Here is a 14,828-nt window from a genome sequence, read left to right as displayed (position 1 = left end):
CACCAAGAAACAACTGCTTTTGCTTTCACGTACTACCCCAAATTTACCTTTGCTTCAGCGTTCAAGGTCAAGCGAATGAAAACTAAGAAGCTGATAGCGGTTTTGTTCTTTGTGATTCCCCTAATTGTTGACTGGTTGTTTCCAGGCTCAGGAATTGTGATTGAGTTAGCCATCCTGATTTGGGAATTGCTGGAACTAGAAGCAACAAAGGGAGATGATGTGAAATAAGTCATGCACGAAATACAGATCCCCGACTTCTTTAAGAAGTCGGGGATCTGAAAATCGCGAATGTTCACAACTTATTGAGTATTCCTATAGATATTTATGATGATGGAATCTTAATCTTTCGTCGGCTTTTCTGCTTCTATAATTGCCTGTTCTAAGAAAACTTTGGCATCTTCTATCTGTCCACCTTCTAGGCAATTATAGACTATCTTGCACCATTCTAATAAAGTATCTAATTGATGTTGTTCACTATCTACAACTAAATATTTTGCCACTTTAGAGTAAAGACGTATGTTATTCATTGCAATACCTCTTTGGGAATTTACAGCTAGTTCTCAATATTTCACAAATCCTCTATTTCATTTACATACCATTGGCACAAATAACTGAATTATTTAAGACTTTCTTCAGTTTTATAATGATGAGAGATAAATGAAAATATTGCTAGCAAATCTCTATCAATTGATATATTTATTTCAGATAAATTTATTGTAATTGCTGGCGATGTTGCCAGCGATCGCCAATCATTAATAACCAACAGCCGCCGCCAAGCGATGTGCTAAATTAATAATGTCTTGTTTGCGTGCAACCTGCTTAAACCATTGTTGGGGAATCCCTTCCACGCCATAATAAATGCCAGCGAAACCACCTGTTACCGCCGCAGTTGTATCTGTATGTCCACCCAAATTCACAGCTTTTAAAACTGCTTCAGCATAATTTGAACTATTTAATAAACACCATAAAGATGCTTCTAAAGTATCAATGACATAGCCGCCGGAATTAATCTCTGCTATTGGAAGCTTGGCAATTTCACCACTAAAAATACGCTCAAAATGAGGCATTTCTAAAAGAAATTCGTCTGTTTGATAAACTTTTTGGATATTTTCTAACCCTCGTAAATATCCCTCTTGGGGTTTAGCTCCCTTGAGTAGTTCCACAGCAATGCTAATATAAATACCGCACGCCATCTGCGATCGCACATGAGCATGGGTAATACAAGAAACTTGATGCACCCTAGTAATTAATTCCTCAAAAGCCAACATTTGATAACAATAAGCCATCGGTAAGATTCTCATCAACGAACCATTACCATTACTCATTTCACTAATTCCCCCAGCCTCCAGTGGCGGAACTCCCTGGTTAAGTCGCATCATCACAGCATAAGTATTTTCACCAATCCCAAACACTTCACCACGGGGAGTCCAGTAAGCCGACTTATACCAACGCCAAAAAGCATGAGCGATCGCATCTATAGAATAACCCCGACACAAACTTTCTGCTAAACAAAATGTCAGTGAACTATCATCAGACCAAGTACCAGGAGGTTGATTCCACGTCCCATAACCCAGCATCTTGGTAACTGGAGATTGAGCTAATTTCTCACGGCTAATAAACTCAACCGGCACACCCAACGCATCACCGACACACAAACCCATCAAGCCAGATAACGTTTTTGTAGCGGTTAGCATTCTTAAATCTCCATGCAAACTACTCAAAATTAACTTTATAGATTCTCTGTAAACATAATTGAAGTAACTGTTACAGCTTCATTGTTATTTCTATATGCAGATTGATGAAATAGGGGTGTAAGGGTATGGGGGTGTAGGGGGGAAAGATATTTTTAACCGAATTGGATTGGCTGTTAGGCTTTGAAGATAGAACTTATATGAGCAATAATTTCTTGAAGAGAAATTGTGCCAGTTTTAAAACTGTATACTCTTAGTAAAAAATAGTATCCATTTTATTAGCCTAAAAATAGGTTCTTCCTTACCCCTACACCCTTATACCCTTACATCCCTATACCCTTTTTTCATACATAAATTACTCAAAATATCTGGAACATTTTTAACAGTTTTCACGACTATAAAAATAAAGAGAAAAACTAGAAAACTTTCACACGATTATGAAAAATATCCTCAAGTCTTTGGTGACAATCTCTGCATTGTCCTCAGTAATTATGACTGCTTTTGTAGTTAATGTTGGTCAAGCAACGGCTGAAACTAAAAAAGGTACTGATGCTAGTTATGTGGGTGCTGGTATCGCCGCCGGTGTTACTAACGGGGGACAAAATAACGACGCTGCTAACTTTGGTGGTAATCTCACTGGACGCGTCAAGTTAGGTAACACCCCATTCTCTGCACGGGGTAACGTTTTATGGAATGACGACACCACAGCCATTATTCCCGAAGTTTCTGTAGATGTGCCAATTGCTAATCGCACCAACGCCTTTGTCACAGGTGGTTATTCCTTCGTAGAAAAAAATGGCTCACCTAGTCCCTTGGGTAACAGGGATGCTGTAGTCGTAGGTGCTGGTGTGGAATCAGAGGTTGCTAACAATTTCCTAGTGTACACCAATGCCAAAGTCGGGCTACGTGCCTACGAAAATAGCCCCGCTTCTGCTGTTAGCATCAATGGTGGTATTGGTTATCGGTTTAAGTAGGGGACTGGGGATTGGGGACAAGGTGGACAAGGTAGAATTGATTTCCTAACTCTCAGCATCAGCTAAACACCGCGCTACCGCTCACAAAACTCATTACTTATTACTCATTACTCAGCACGGGCTAAACGCCCCGCTACCGCTAACAGCACTCATTACTCAGCATTCCCCACTGAGTTTACTAAATGAGTGATGATCTTCGGGCTTCTTGGTGTAGTATATATTTAACTCAGCACTAAAAACTCAGAAACGTCGAAGGCTGGTTTGATGAAGTGTGAAATCACTTATAGAACCAGCTTTTTGTCGTGTTAGTATTGAAATATTCTTCACTTATCCGACCGGATTACGGGTAATAACCAAACGCAGCTATGCTGCTCACTTGCTAATTCGGCAATCACCGATGCCTTATTGAGAATACTATAGAACTCTGATGGTTAAATCCGCTCCTCCCCCTCTCACCAGCCGCAAACCTTCTAAAGTTGAAGGAATTAAAGAAAACAGTAATTTTTTACGCGAACCCGTAGCAACGCAGATACTTGAGGATACTACTCACTTTAGTGAAGACGCAATCCAAATTCTCAAGTTTCACGGTTCTTATCAACAAGATAACCGCGATAACCGTGTTAAGGGACAAGAGAAAGATTATCAATTTATGCTGCGGACAAAAAACCCTGGTGGTTTAGTACCGCCGCAGTTATATTTGGCTTTAGACAAGCTAGCTGATGAATATGGCAACCATACTCTACGAGCAACGACTCGTCAAGGTTTCCAACTCCACGGGATTTTAAAGAAGAATCTCAAAGCCGCGATCGCTACAATAATTAAAAATCTCGGTTCAACTTTGGGTGCTTGTGGTGACATCAACCGCAACGTCATGGCTCCCCCAGCCCCCTTTAAAAATCAGCCTGAGTATCAGTATGCTTGGGAGTATGCCCAAAATATTGCTGATTTACTCTCACCCCAAACCGGTGCTTATTACGAAATCTGGTTAGATGGCGAAAAAGCTATCAGCGCGGAAGAAAATCCAGAAGTAAAAGCAGCTAGAGTTCGTAACGGTAATGGCACAATTATTCACGACACAGAAGAACCCATCTACGGCACATATTATATGCCGCGTAAGTTCAAGGTGAGTGTGACAGTTCCTGGGGATAATTCCATTGACTTATATTCCCAAGACCTGACTTTAGTCGTGATAACTGATCCCCAAGGCGAACTGCAAGGCTTTAATATCTTTGCTGGTGGTGGCTTGGGTAGAACCCACAACAAAGAAGAAACCTTCGCCAGAATTGCAGACCCCATCGGCTATGTAGATAAAGCTGATGTGTATGATGCAGTGAAAGCCATTGTCGCTACACAAAGAGATTACGGCGATCGCACTGACCGCAGACACGCTAGGTTAAAATACTTAATCAATGACTGGGGTGTTGATAAGTTCCGCGCCAAAGTGGAAGAATATTTTGGTAAACCCCTCGCACCTTTCCAAGAATTACCAGAATTTAAATATCATGACTTCTTGGGTTGGCACGAACAAGGTGATGGTAATTTATTCTTGGGAATTTCCATTGATAATGGTCGCGTCAAAGACGAAGGTTCATTTAAATTAAAGACAGCCTTACGGGAAATTGTCGAGCAATTTAACTTACCCATCCGCCTCACAGCCAACCAAAACCTGATTTTCTACGAAATCGCACCGGAAAATAAAGCTGCAATTCAAGCTATTCTCGACCGTTGCGGCGTAGTTTCTGACCCCAACACCATTGACTCTCTCGTCCGCTATGCAATGGCTTGTCCCGCTTTACCAACTTGCGGTTTAGCCATCACCGAGTCAGAAAGAGCCATCCCTGGAATTTTAGAGAGAATTCGCGCAGTTTTAGATAAAGTCGGTTTACAAAATGAACATTTTGTGGTAAGGATGACCGGCTGTCCCAATGGTTGCGCTCGTCCTTACATGGCAGAATTAGGTTTTGTAGGTAGCGCGCCGGAAAGTTATCAAGTGTGGTTGGGTGGTTCACCAAATCAAACACGCCTAGCACAGCCTTATGTAGAGAAGCTACACCATAACGATATAGAAAGCTTCTTAGAGCCAATTTTTGTCTACTTTAAGCAGTCTCGCACACCTGAAGAAAGCTTTGGTGATTTTTGCGATCGCGTCGGCTTTGATGCGATTCGTGAATTTGCTAGCCAGTACGAACCAGAAGCAGCAGTCACCGTAGAACCAGAAGCACCTAAAGCTGCGTCAAAATCTCGCAAAGCTAGATACCGCGTCAGCCTCCATGATGATTTGTACGCCAAGCTGAAAACTACAGCCACTAGTCAAGGAAGATCAATGACTGATTTAGTCAAAGAAGCCTTAGAAGCTTACTTCCAGACTCTTCCATAAAGATATTTGGGGGAATAATTAATGTTCCCCCGAAATTAACTATGACGACTTGAAAAAACCAAACTATGTAAAGTAATGTAAAAAATTGCATTTAGTTCGTAGTAAGGACTTTAGTCCTTATGAGAGGACTAAAGTCCTTACTACAAACCTTTAATTATTTACACTGTTCTACTTATCTGATATTGAACTGCCTAGATTAAATGACAAAACCTGACTTTGCAAAAATGAATAAGTCAGAGTTGAAAGCTTATCTTTTAAAACATCGCAACGATACAGAAGCTTTTCACGCTTTGATGGATAAAATTACATCTGAACCGAATCAGAAATTCTATACAGTTGAAGAAGCCGGAAAGCTACAGGAATTAATTGAGGATAAGCGACGTTTACAAGGAAATAGCTAAAAATAAGCTGAAGTGTAAATAACTTCAACTTTCACCATCTCATGGCTCAACTACAACGAATTACCATTGCACCTTCCCAACTCCAAGAAAACCAAATTTTACTCACACCACAACAAGAACATTACCTAAAGCGGGTGTTACGTTTGCGTGAAGGTGAGCAATTTATTGCTATGGATGGCTTGGGTAAGTGGTGGTTAGCGCAGATTAACGCCGAACAAGCACAAGTATTAAAATCCCTAGTTGTCGCCACTGAGTTACCTGTAGCCATTACTTTAATGATGGCTTTACCCAAAGGTAGTGGTTTTGAGGAAGTAGTGCGGAGTTGTACTGAGTTGGGTGTAGCCTGTATTGCACCAGTATTGAGCGATCGCACTCTATTAAATCCTAGTCCCCAAAAGCTAGAACGTTGGCGACGCATCGCCGCAGAAGCCGCCGAACAATCAGAACGTGCTTTTGTCCCGACAATTCTAGAGCCTGTAACATTTAAAGAAGCTGTAACTAATAGCACAGCAAACCACCGCTATATTTGTGAAGCACGCGGTGAATATCATCATCTCCAAAACTTAATTAAGCCAATTACTGGTGATGTCGTGATTGCTACTGGCCCCGAAGGCGGCTGGACAGACAAAGAAATTGCAGAAGCGATCGCATCAGGATTTCAACCAGTATCTTTAGGTCGTCGCATCCTCAGAGCCGTCACAGCCCCAATAGTAGCATTATCCCTAATTTCCGCAGCCTGTGAAGTATAAATGTAAATGGGAGGCAAGGGGGACAAGGTAGACAAGAGGGAAGAAGTATTAATAACTAATGACTAATGACTAATGACTAATGACTAATGACTATTGACTAAAATGATTGAACAAATTGCGATCGCTTTTGAAAATAAAGACTATAAAACAGCAGCGAAATTACTCAAACCACTACTACAAGATTCGCCTGATAATCCTTGGGTAGTGTTTTATCTTGCTAGGCTGCATGAAGTTTCGGGAAAATATGCTGAAGCGGAAAAAGTTTATCGGCGATTATTGTTAATCACAACTAATAACAAGATTGTTACGCAAACACGCCAGGGTTTACAAAGGCTAGAAGATATTAGGAAAGAAGAAAAACAACGGGCGATCGCTCAAGCTACGTCCGAACCAAGTAATACTGAATTAGGGGTGTTAATCTTAGAACCTCTCGACAATGAGCAGAAAAACTTAGTAGCCGCTAATTTTGCCCAAATTATGCAGCTAGATGCTTATACTGCTAGGTTGTTGCTTCCTACCCGTTCTTGGAAATATTACCGTGCTGGACGCATCGGTGAACTTAAGTTTTATGGAATGCAGTTACAGCAAGCAGGTATACCTTGCTTTTGGATTACAATCAAAGCGATCGCTCAAATTCAAGTCTATCAAGTCCAGTATTTCTCCGAATCCCAGCCAAAACCTACCGTAATTTGCTCTGACCAAAGAAATATAGTAGGTTCTCTCACCTTTGATTGGGCGGAAGTTTCAGCACAGGTATTAGGACTATTACCAATTTTTGAAGAAGTGGTTGACGTAAATGCAAATCGTCAATTTGAACGCAAAACCAAAACCCAAGACTATGCCCAATTCTGTGATTTACACTTACCACAAAGACACTGTATTTTGCGAATGTGCGATCGCAGTTATGATTTTCACCAAAGTTTAGAAATCACTCCCGCAGCTAATCAAAATCTCACCAGAAGTAACTGGACTCCCTCAGTCAGTCAAAATACCATCAGAATCAATTGGAACAACTTAGTCACCTGGCTGACTAACTATTTACCACAAGCCACCATTTGGTCAGACTTTACACCTTTTGCCGAAACAGTTCTAGAACAAATGGAAATGCTGGGTAACATTCAGTCTCACATTCACCTGTTTCGCAGAGACAAGACCTATTGGGACCCAGCATTTCATTTATATAGTGGACTGATATTTAACAAAGACATGGCGCAAAACCATTAATTCTTGTCTAGTGTCCTGTAATACCAACTTTGGATTACTAGTTCTATTTGAGCAAAACTTTAAATCCAAAATCCAAAATCTAAAATCCAAAATTCCCTAGCCAGGAGTTTTTACTTGACGCGCCATATCCAAATAGCTACTCATATTAGCACCAGGACGACGACGGCCATTTGAGCCGCTAGCAGAAGGAATGAGGTACTTGGGTGCAAATGTGGTTTCAGTAGGTGTAGCAGGTTTAGTAGCAACTGGTGCAGGTGCGGGTGCGGGTGCAGATGGAGCAGTTTTGCCATTCTGAGAAGCTTCTTTCTTTGCTGCTTTCACGGGAGTAGAAGCAGACTCAGACTTAGGAGTTTCTGCTGCTTTTGCTGCCTTACCATTACCATTGGATGCTTCAACAGCAGGTTTAGGTGCAGGTGCAGGTGCAGCTACTGGTGCTGATCCAGTACCAGTTTCTTCTAGTTGTAGATAGTAGCCACCACTTTTCTTACCAGGTAAAAATCCGGTAATAAAGCTGATGATGCCAGCGATTAGTTTTTTGATAAACCCGAACATGATAATTACTCCTGAATTCCTTATCTGTAAAACCGACCGTAATGTTAAAAATTACGTCACAATACTACGTTTTATGATGATTCTCTACTTTTTATCAAACCACAACGGTTTGGTCTTCATCAAGCCTATTAGACGGAGAATAGTCTCAAATCTTGCTGCCCAGCACTGTGCAACTTGTCAATACTGAAGACTAATTATTAAATTTTATCCCAATCTAAAGCAAGATTCTGAAAGCTTGCTTAATAAAAATTAACATTGTTTTCTCTAATGCTAATCCAAAGTCATCAGTAATGAATCAGTTAACCGTTGACTATTGACTGTTGACTATGGACTATGGACTACTGACTACTGACCAATTCCTCATCCAGTCAGGAGAGTGTCATAATTTGGCTTTCAGGACGAATCTGACTGAGTTAGATTTTCTACATCATGGATACAGAAAGAATCAAATATGAACACACAAAACCAACAACGTAACCCTGTTGTGTTGGTGCATGGCATTACTGATACAGAAGCCGTCTTTGATGAAATGGCTGTTTTTCTAGGCAAACAAGGCTGGCCTGTACATTCACTGGATTTAGTACCAAATAATGGTGCAGCTGGTCTAGATGTTTTAGCACAGCAACTAGCTGGCTATATTAACAAAACTTTTGCACCAGAACAAGCCTTGGATATAGTGGGCTTTAGTATGGGTGGAATTGTCAGTCGTTACTACATACAGCGTTTAGAAGGCATTAAGCGAGTACAACGGTTTATCACAATTTCTTCGCCTCATAATGGCACTGTTGTCGCCTATGCGTCTCAGCTTCCTGGTTGTATGCAAATGCGTCCTAATAGCGAATTGCTGAGTGATTTAAATGCTGATGTGATGATGTTACAGCAGTTAAATTTCACTTCGATTTGGACAAATTACGATTTAATGATTATTCCGGCACATAGCTCTAAAATGCCTCTGGGTAAAGAAGTAATCATTCCAGTAGCCTTACATTCATGGATGCTGACAGATTCTCGTTGTATAGCAGAAGTAGCCAAAGCCTTAGCAGAACCAGTCAAGCTAAATGTAGAGAATTCAACTAATTTGTATGGGTTGGAAGTAGAAAGTAGAGAATGGGGACTAGAGGCTGGATAATCTTATACCAATTTGGCAAAGGATTACGACAAAGAGACTTTTCAAAAGCTCAACAGCAATCATTCCAAATCCAAAATCTAAAATCTAAAATCCAAAATTGTATTACTTTCTATCACCTATTTGGGCATATTCTTGACTGCCGAAAATTGCTTCTACATGACGATAATATTTAAACTCCATTAAATTATTAAACGGATCTTCTAAGAAAAAGGTGCGATGTTCTAAGGTACTTCCCACAAAGCGATTCTTGGGTTCTTCACGAAATAAGAGCTGTCTTTGTTGCGCCCTTTCTAGTAGTTCTTCCCAGTCGGTTTCTTCAGCGAAAATTAAGCCAAAGTGTCTGGGGTAAATAGTGCGTTGACGGGTTAATGGTTCTTTCGTGAGATGGGCTACGAGTTGATGTCCATAAAGATTGAGAATGAGGGCTTGGGGGTTTTCTCGCCCGGCTGTGCAGCCTAAACCATCAACATAATAAGCCTTGGCTTGAGGAATATCAGTCACGGGGAAAGCAAGATGAAATATGGTTTGGTTCATAAATTGGGTATGGGGAATTGGGCATTGGGCATGGGAGTATTAGGGTGATTTTTTATTCTCTACTTTTGCCCTACACATAATTTTTAGCAATTTTGCCTGTTGGTTCTGCTCTAACCTGTAAAGAAAATATAAACTATGCACTTTGGGATGGGGAGGTAAAGTGAAGAAAATGCCTGAATCCTGTCAATTGCTGACTGTGGGCTAAATTCTGCTGTTGAGCAATGAAAAGTTTGGGTTTTACGCCCCTCTCCTACAAGGAGAGGGGTTGGGGGTGAGGTCACAAATACTCATCGAATTCACGTTAAAATTCGCTATTCTGGTTGATATCTGGGCAACACTACCATAGTTTATTGCTGATGATCTCATTAATTAGCTCTGCCAATCCTTGGTTAGTAGGAATAGCACTGAACGCCATCTTGTTGAGTTTCGTTTGGTTTGTTCCCAAAAAGCTGTTGACTCCGGCAGGAATACTCCACGCTGGGATATTGGGTGTATTGGTTTGGGGGACTCTCGGCTGGCAGGGATATTTAGTGGTAGCGTTTTATTTTTTAGTAGGTTCTGGTGTGACACGCATTGGTTTAGCACAAAAAGAAGCCGAAGGGATAGCGGAAAAGCGTTCAGGTGTAAGAGGCCCGGAAAACGTTTGGGGTTCGGCTTTGACTGCGGCTTTATGTGCTGTCGGCTTGGGGCTAATTAATACCGGAATTGTACCCAGTCCCCAATCCCTAATCCCCAGTCCCCAATCCCTTTTGATGTTGGGTTATGTGGCGAGTTTTAGCACCAAATTATCTGACACCTGTGCTAGTGAAGTTGGTAAAGCCTACGGTAAAAGGACTTTTTTAATTACGACACTACAACCAGTAGCCAGAGGAACAGAAGGCGCAGTCAGTTTAGAGGGGACTTTAGCGGGTGTAGTAGCTTCCGTTGCGATCGCTATTTTAGGCTGGGGTGTGAGTTTAGTTACACCGATGGGTATACTGTGGTGTGTCGTAGCAGCATTTATTGCCACAAACCTAGAAAGTGTAATTGGCGCAACCTTGCAAGCTAAATACACTTGGTTAACAAATGAAGTTGTTAATATTTTTAACACTTTAATTGGTGCGATCGCTGCTATGGTATTCGCCTTTATTTGGGCGAGTCTAGTTTAGTTAGGGATTGGGGAATAGGAATAGAAAGTAACAAATAATTTATTCCTTCAATTCCCAATGCCCCATTCCCAAAAATTCGTTATTTTGAAGCTGAATAAATTTCAGTGAAAGTCACTTTTGGCTACATAGCTAAATTTGACTGTTTTGTGTATGCTAAAAAACTTGATTTTTCTGAATAGAAAATTTATTTATCTTTTAATTTTTTCTTTAACATCGCATTACTGGTAAATGAGTTACAAAATTTCCAGAAAAAGCCATATAAATTAAGTCGGAAGTTAATTCCCTTTCTATATTTCTTTCTTTTCCCAGTCCCCAGTCCCCAATCCCCAACCCCCATTACCAGGTGAACTCATGGAAAATCTAACTTTTTTAAGCGTTGACGACCAAGCAATTTCTCTAGAACAAACAGTAAAATATCTGCAAGTTTCAGGGAAATTAGGTCAATTTATTAGTGATGTGCTGCGTCAGTATGTAATTGAGCAGGAATTCAATAACCGTGGGGATATGGAAATTAACCCAGCCCTCACCGAACAAACGATTATTGATTTCCGGCTGAAAAATCAACTAGCTGATCCGCAGGCTTTTCAGGAGTGGTTGAAGAGAAATGGCACAGACTACAACACATTCCACACGGCAATTACATCGAACTTCAAACTAGAAAAATTAAAAGCTGTAGTGACAGAAGCAAAAATCTCTGAATATTTTATTGAACGCAAGATTTTTCTAGATCGGGTGGTAATCTCACGAATTGTTGTTGATAGTCGAGAACTGGCGGAGGAGTTACAACTGCAAATTGCTGAAGGAGGTAGTTTTGAGCAATTAGCTAAGGAATATTCCCAAGCAGACGATCGCATTGTCAACGGCATGATGGGGCCAATTAGCCGAGGCACAATGCCGGATGTCTTAAGGGCGGCGGTAGATATGGCTCAACTCGGACAAGTCATCGGCCCCATCGAACTGGATGGACGTTATGGATTGTTTCGCGTCGAACAATTTTTACCAGCGTCTTTGGAAGATACGCAATTAACACAAGCACTACAAAACGAACTATTTGAAAAATGGCTAGCGGAGAAAATTCAAAAGCTGACAGTCAAATTACAGGTGAGTTAAAACTTCAGGATAATGAATCTCTAAGACAATACGTGCTAGCTGCTATACCTTGGAATCAACCACCTCTGGGTTTGCTCAATCCTGAACAAAAATCCCAATTAGAACAACGCTTAGAAACCCGTCGCTATCGACTGGGAGAAAAAATTTGGTCGAGTGAAGTAGGCGGATATCAGTTTTTAATTATTGCTGGTAAAGTCCGTCTGCGGGAGGAAGACACGGGTACGCCTCTAGCGGCTTTGGAAGTGGGAGACTGGTTTGGTGATTTGCAAAAAATCCCAGGAGACTATAAAGCTGTAGCAGCGACAAAAGAAGTAGTTGTGGCTTGTTGGGATACAAAACTCTGGGCGGAAATATCTAACTCGGATGTGGAAGATTTTTGGTTAGGTGTTGTGCAGCCGGAAATCCCCACAGTCGTCACCGAGACGCAGGTATTTCAGCCTGCGACACCAGAACCTACCACAACCCCAACAGCCCAAAGTTACCCCTTTGTGGCTAGTTGGAATACGGCTGCGGCTTGTTTAACTATGGCAGCCCAACAGTTAAATAATCCTGTGAAATTAGAATGGGTACAACGCCAACTGCGGGGACAAAATCCTAAACAGGTGATGGAAGCTGGTGAGAAACTGGGCTTAGTTTTGCGCCGCTTAAACGTGAGTTGGAGTGAGTTACGCCAGTTATCATTCCCGGCTTTATTACATTGGGAATCTCAGTCATGGGTAGTAGTTTATGGGATGAAAGGCGATCGCTTGATTGTCGCTAACCCCCAGCATCCTGATAGTATTTGTGAGAATCTGCCCCAATCTGTAGTAGAAGAATCCTGGGATGGGCAGTTATGGCAAGTTGAACTCATCTCCCGACAAGAAAAATTTAATCTCAGTTGGTTTACGCCAGCCGTTTGGAAATACAAAGGACTATTAGGGGAAGTTTTACTAGCTTCCTTTACCTTGCAATTATTGGGTTTGGGGACACCACTAATTACCCAAGTGGTGATTGATAAAGTCATGGTACAAGAGAGTTTACCCACTCTCGATGTCATGGCGATCGCACTGTTATTTATTGCGTTATTTGAGTCTATACTCGGTATTCTGAGGCTATTTATCTTTACCCACACAGCCAGACGCTTAGACTTAAGTTTATCAGCACAGTTATTCCGTCATCTCATGCGCTTGCCCTTGGCTTATTTTGAGTCGAGGCGCGTCGGTGATACTGTCGCCAGAGTGCAAGAATTGGAACAAATCCGCCAATTTCTCACGGGTACAGCCCTAACGGTGATTTTAGATAGCATCTTTGCCGTCGTCTACTTGGTATTGATGTTTTACTACAATATTCCCCTTACCTTTGTGGCGTTGGCGGTGTTACCGTTGTTTGCAGCTTTAACCTTAGTGGCGACACCGATTTTGCGGAACTGGTTAAACGAAACCTTTAACCGCAGTGCTGATAGTCAGTCATTTTTAGTAGAAACAGTCACGGGTATCCACTCTGTGAAAGCCCATGCTGCCGAATCTGTAGCGCGCGATCGCTGGGAAGGCTTATTTGCTCGTTTCGTGCGTACCGGCTTTAAAGCTTCCACCACTTCTAACATTAGCAGTAATATTGGCGACTTCCTCACTAATTTTTCTTCTCTGTTAATTCTCTGGTTTGGTGCGAAATTAGTCATTGATAGACATATGACAGTCGGGCAACTTGTAGCTTTTCAGATGTTATCTGGCAGGGTGACAGGGCCACTGTTAAGGTTAGTGCAGTTATGGCAAAATCTGCAACAAGTCTTACTCTCAGTAGATAGAATCGGTGACATTCTCAACGTCGCCCCAGAAGCCGAAATGGGGACGGGCTTAGTATTACCACCATTGAAAGGACAAATAAGTTTTGAACAGGTATTTTTCCGGTATAAAGCTAATACTGAACCTGTGGTGCGAGGAATTTCTTTTAATGTTGAACCAGGACAATTCGTCGGAATTGTCGGGCGTAGTGGTTCGGGGAAAAGTACCCTATCAAAACTTTTGCAGCGACTATATCAAATAGAATCAGGACGGATTTTGATTGATGGATTTGATATCAAGAGTGCTGATTTATCCTCATTGCGACAACAAATTGGTGTAGTTCTCCAAGAAGACTTTTTATTTAATGGTTCTATCTTGGAAAATATCACCCTTGGTAATCCTGATATTACCGCCGAACAAGTGGTGCAAGCAGCCAGAATGGCAGTAGCCCACGATTTTATTAGTCAATTACCCTATGGCTATGAGACTAATGTCGGAGAAAGGGGAACAGCTTTATCGGGAGGACAAAGACAACGCATTGCTTTAGCAAGATTGTTTCTTTCCGATGCGCCGATTTTAGTCTTAGATGAAGCGACTAGTGCTTTAGATAGTGAAACTGAGCAACAAGTATTGCAAAATCTACAAGCAATTTCCACTAACCGGACTGTGTTTTTGATTGCTCACCGTTTTGCACCTTTGAAACGTGCTGATCAGATTTTCGTGTTAGAAAAAGGTGTGATTGCTGAACGCGGAACTCATACAGAATTATTACAGCAAAAGGGTTTGTATTGGTCACTGTATCAGCGTCAGCAAGCGAATGTGTAATACCAATTCGCAATTCGCAATTCGCAATTCGCAATTGCGAAATTCTGGGTTGACGTAAGGAAACCCAACACCTATATCTATGTTGGTTTACCCTACGGGAACGCCAAGGGCAAACGCCTTGCTCAACCCAACCTACTAAAGTTGTCTACAAACCTTTAATTTAGTATGAGTTCGATAAGCCTTTTTTGACCTCTCCCCCAGCCCCTCTCCGACGCGGAGAGGGGAGTAAAGAGCTAAAATATCAACAAAAAATGAGGTTTTAAAGCCTCTCTCCTTGCAGGGGATAGGTACTCTGACGAGAAGCCGCTTCGCGTCTTTGGAGAGGGGTTCTTCTGTTCGTCGAACTCATGTTAA

Annotated in this window: 14 protein-coding genes; 10 read left to right on the top strand and 4 right to left on the bottom strand. The window is 41.6% G+C overall.

Annotation, left to right across the window (positions count from 1 at the left end; all coding sequences use genetic code 11):
• Positions 1 to 75 precede the first annotated feature (75 nt).
• On the top strand, positions 76 to 228 hold the full coding sequence (locus CLI64_RS31040; protein ID WP_157943330.1) for a hypothetical protein: 153 nt from the start codon (positions 76 to 78) through the stop codon (positions 226 to 228).
• Positions 229 to 338: 110 nt separating this feature from the next.
• Here the strand turns inward: CLI64_RS31040 and CLI64_RS27725 are convergent, their stop codons facing one another.
• Both CLI64_RS27725 and CLI64_RS27720 read right to left on the bottom strand, forming a co-directional pair.
• On the bottom strand, positions 339 to 527 hold the full coding sequence (locus CLI64_RS27725; protein WP_103140225.1) for a hypothetical protein: 189 nt from the start codon (positions 525 to 527) through the stop codon (positions 339 to 341).
• A gap of 225 nt (positions 528 to 752) precedes the next feature.
• Positions 753 to 1,694: an ADP-ribosylglycohydrolase family protein gene (locus tag CLI64_RS27720; RefSeq protein WP_103140224.1), complete on the bottom strand. Its 942-nt coding sequence runs from the start codon at positions 1,692 to 1,694 to the stop codon at positions 753 to 755.
• A 434-nt stretch (positions 1,695 to 2,128) separates the two neighbouring features.
• On the opposite strand from CLI64_RS27720, the gene CLI64_RS27715 reads away from it, so the two are divergent.
• From CLI64_RS27715 to CLI64_RS27695, 5 genes are all read left to right on the top strand, one after another.
• The gene (locus tag CLI64_RS27715) at positions 2,129 to 2,665 is read left to right on the top strand and encodes a hypothetical protein (protein ID WP_103140223.1); all 537 of its coding nucleotides are present in this window, start codon (positions 2,129 to 2,131) and stop codon (positions 2,663 to 2,665) included.
• A gap of 427 nt (positions 2,666 to 3,092) precedes the next feature.
• Positions 3,093 to 5,042 carry a sulfite reductase, ferredoxin dependent gene (sir, locus tag CLI64_RS27710; protein WP_103140222.1) on the top strand — a complete coding sequence of 650 codons (1,950 nt, stop codon included), beginning with the start codon at positions 3,093 to 3,095 and terminating at the stop codon, positions 5,040 to 5,042.
• Positions 5,043 to 5,242: 200 nt separating this feature from the next.
• Positions 5,243 to 5,443, top strand: a complete 201-nt coding sequence (locus tag CLI64_RS27705) for a hypothetical protein (RefSeq protein WP_103140221.1) — start codon at positions 5,243 to 5,245, stop codon at positions 5,441 to 5,443.
• Between the two features lie 41 nt (positions 5,444 to 5,484).
• A complete protein-coding gene (locus CLI64_RS27700) occupies positions 5,485 to 6,192 on the top strand; it encodes a 16S rRNA (uracil(1498)-N(3))-methyltransferase (RefSeq protein WP_103140220.1) in 708 nt (235 codons plus the stop codon).
• Between the two features lie 102 nt (positions 6,193 to 6,294).
• Positions 6,295 to 7,416, top strand: coding sequence for a tetratricopeptide repeat protein (locus CLI64_RS27695; RefSeq protein WP_103140219.1), 1,122 nt, complete (start codon positions 6,295 to 6,297; stop codon positions 7,414 to 7,416).
• A gap of 96 nt (positions 7,417 to 7,512) precedes the next feature.
• Here the strand turns inward: CLI64_RS27695 and CLI64_RS27690 are convergent, their stop codons facing one another.
• Positions 7,513 to 7,968, bottom strand: a complete 456-nt coding sequence (locus CLI64_RS27690; RefSeq protein ID WP_103140218.1) for a hypothetical protein — start codon at positions 7,966 to 7,968, stop codon at positions 7,513 to 7,515.
• Positions 7,969 to 8,419: 451 nt separating this feature from the next.
• Between CLI64_RS27690 and CLI64_RS27685 the strand changes: the two genes are divergently transcribed.
• On the top strand, positions 8,420 to 9,097 hold the full coding sequence (locus CLI64_RS27685) for a triacylglycerol lipase (protein WP_103140217.1): 678 nt from the start codon (positions 8,420 to 8,422) through the stop codon (positions 9,095 to 9,097).
• Between the two features lie 102 nt (positions 9,098 to 9,199).
• Here the strand turns inward: CLI64_RS27685 and CLI64_RS27680 are convergent, their stop codons facing one another.
• The gene (locus CLI64_RS27680) at positions 9,200 to 9,631 is read right to left on the bottom strand and encodes a VOC family protein (RefSeq protein WP_103140216.1); all 432 of its coding nucleotides are present in this window, start codon (positions 9,629 to 9,631) and stop codon (positions 9,200 to 9,202) included.
• Positions 9,632 to 9,987: 356 nt separating this feature from the next.
• On the opposite strand from CLI64_RS27680, the gene CLI64_RS27675 reads away from it, so the two are divergent.
• The 3 genes from CLI64_RS27675 (at position 9,988) to CLI64_RS27665 (ending at position 14,474) form a co-directional block, all read left to right on the top strand.
• The gene (locus tag CLI64_RS27675) at positions 9,988 to 10,779 is read left to right on the top strand and encodes a TIGR00297 family protein (RefSeq protein ID WP_103140215.1); all 792 of its coding nucleotides are present in this window, start codon (positions 9,988 to 9,990) and stop codon (positions 10,777 to 10,779) included.
• A 351-nt stretch (positions 10,780 to 11,130) separates the two neighbouring features.
• Positions 11,131 to 11,889, top strand: coding sequence for a peptidylprolyl isomerase (locus CLI64_RS27670; protein ID WP_103140214.1), 759 nt, complete (start codon positions 11,131 to 11,133; stop codon positions 11,887 to 11,889).
• The gene (locus CLI64_RS27665) at positions 11,838 to 14,474 is read left to right on the top strand and encodes a peptidase domain-containing ABC transporter (protein ID WP_103140213.1); all 2,637 of its coding nucleotides are present in this window, start codon (positions 11,838 to 11,840) and stop codon (positions 14,472 to 14,474) included. Before CLI64_RS27670 ends, CLI64_RS27665 begins: the two co-directional genes overlap by 52 nt.
• Positions 14,475 to 14,828 lie beyond the last annotated feature (354 nt).

The organism is Nostoc sp. CENA543, assembly GCF_002896875.1.
In the GTDB taxonomy this organism is placed as follows: Bacteria; Cyanobacteriota; Cyanobacteriia; order Cyanobacteriales; family Nostocaceae; genus Trichormus.
This window is presented reverse-complemented; position numbering and strand designations above follow the sequence as displayed.

What these genes read in the sequence shown, in the direction of transcription:
- CLI64_RS31040 (WP_157943330.1), top strand. Translation starts at nt 76, where the DNA reads ATGAAAACTAAGAAGCTGATAGCGGTTTTGTTCTTTGTGATTCCCCTA.
- CLI64_RS27725 (WP_103140225.1), bottom strand. Translation starts at nt 527, where the DNA reads ATGAATAACATACGTCTTTACTCTAAAGTGGCAAAATATTTAGTTGTA.
- CLI64_RS27720 (WP_103140224.1), bottom strand. Translation starts at nt 1,694, where the DNA reads ATGCTAACCGCTACAAAAACGTTATCTGGCTTGATGGGTTTGTGTGTC.
- CLI64_RS27715 (WP_103140223.1), top strand. Translation starts at nt 2,129, where the DNA reads ATGAAAAATATCCTCAAGTCTTTGGTGACAATCTCTGCATTGTCCTCA.
- sir (WP_103140222.1), top strand. Translation starts at nt 3,093, where the DNA reads ATGGTTAAATCCGCTCCTCCCCCTCTCACCAGCCGCAAACCTTCTAAA.
- CLI64_RS27705 (WP_103140221.1), top strand. Translation starts at nt 5,243, where the DNA reads ATGACAAAACCTGACTTTGCAAAAATGAATAAGTCAGAGTTGAAAGCT.
- CLI64_RS27700 (WP_103140220.1), top strand. Translation starts at nt 5,485, where the DNA reads ATGGCTCAACTACAACGAATTACCATTGCACCTTCCCAACTCCAAGAA.
- CLI64_RS27695 (WP_103140219.1), top strand. Translation starts at nt 6,295, where the DNA reads ATGATTGAACAAATTGCGATCGCTTTTGAAAATAAAGACTATAAAACA.
- CLI64_RS27690 (WP_103140218.1), bottom strand. Translation starts at nt 7,968, where the DNA reads ATGTTCGGGTTTATCAAAAAACTAATCGCTGGCATCATCAGCTTTATT.
- CLI64_RS27685 (WP_103140217.1), top strand. Translation starts at nt 8,420, where the DNA reads ATGAACACACAAAACCAACAACGTAACCCTGTTGTGTTGGTGCATGGC.
- CLI64_RS27680 (WP_103140216.1), bottom strand. Translation starts at nt 9,631, where the DNA reads ATGAACCAAACCATATTTCATCTTGCTTTCCCCGTGACTGATATTCCT.
- CLI64_RS27675 (WP_103140215.1), top strand. Translation starts at nt 9,988, where the DNA reads ATGATCTCATTAATTAGCTCTGCCAATCCTTGGTTAGTAGGAATAGCA.
- CLI64_RS27670 (WP_103140214.1), top strand. Translation starts at nt 11,131, where the DNA reads ATGGAAAATCTAACTTTTTTAAGCGTTGACGACCAAGCAATTTCTCTA.
- CLI64_RS27665 (WP_103140213.1), top strand. Translation starts at nt 11,838, where the DNA reads ATGGCTAGCGGAGAAAATTCAAAAGCTGACAGTCAAATTACAGGTGAG.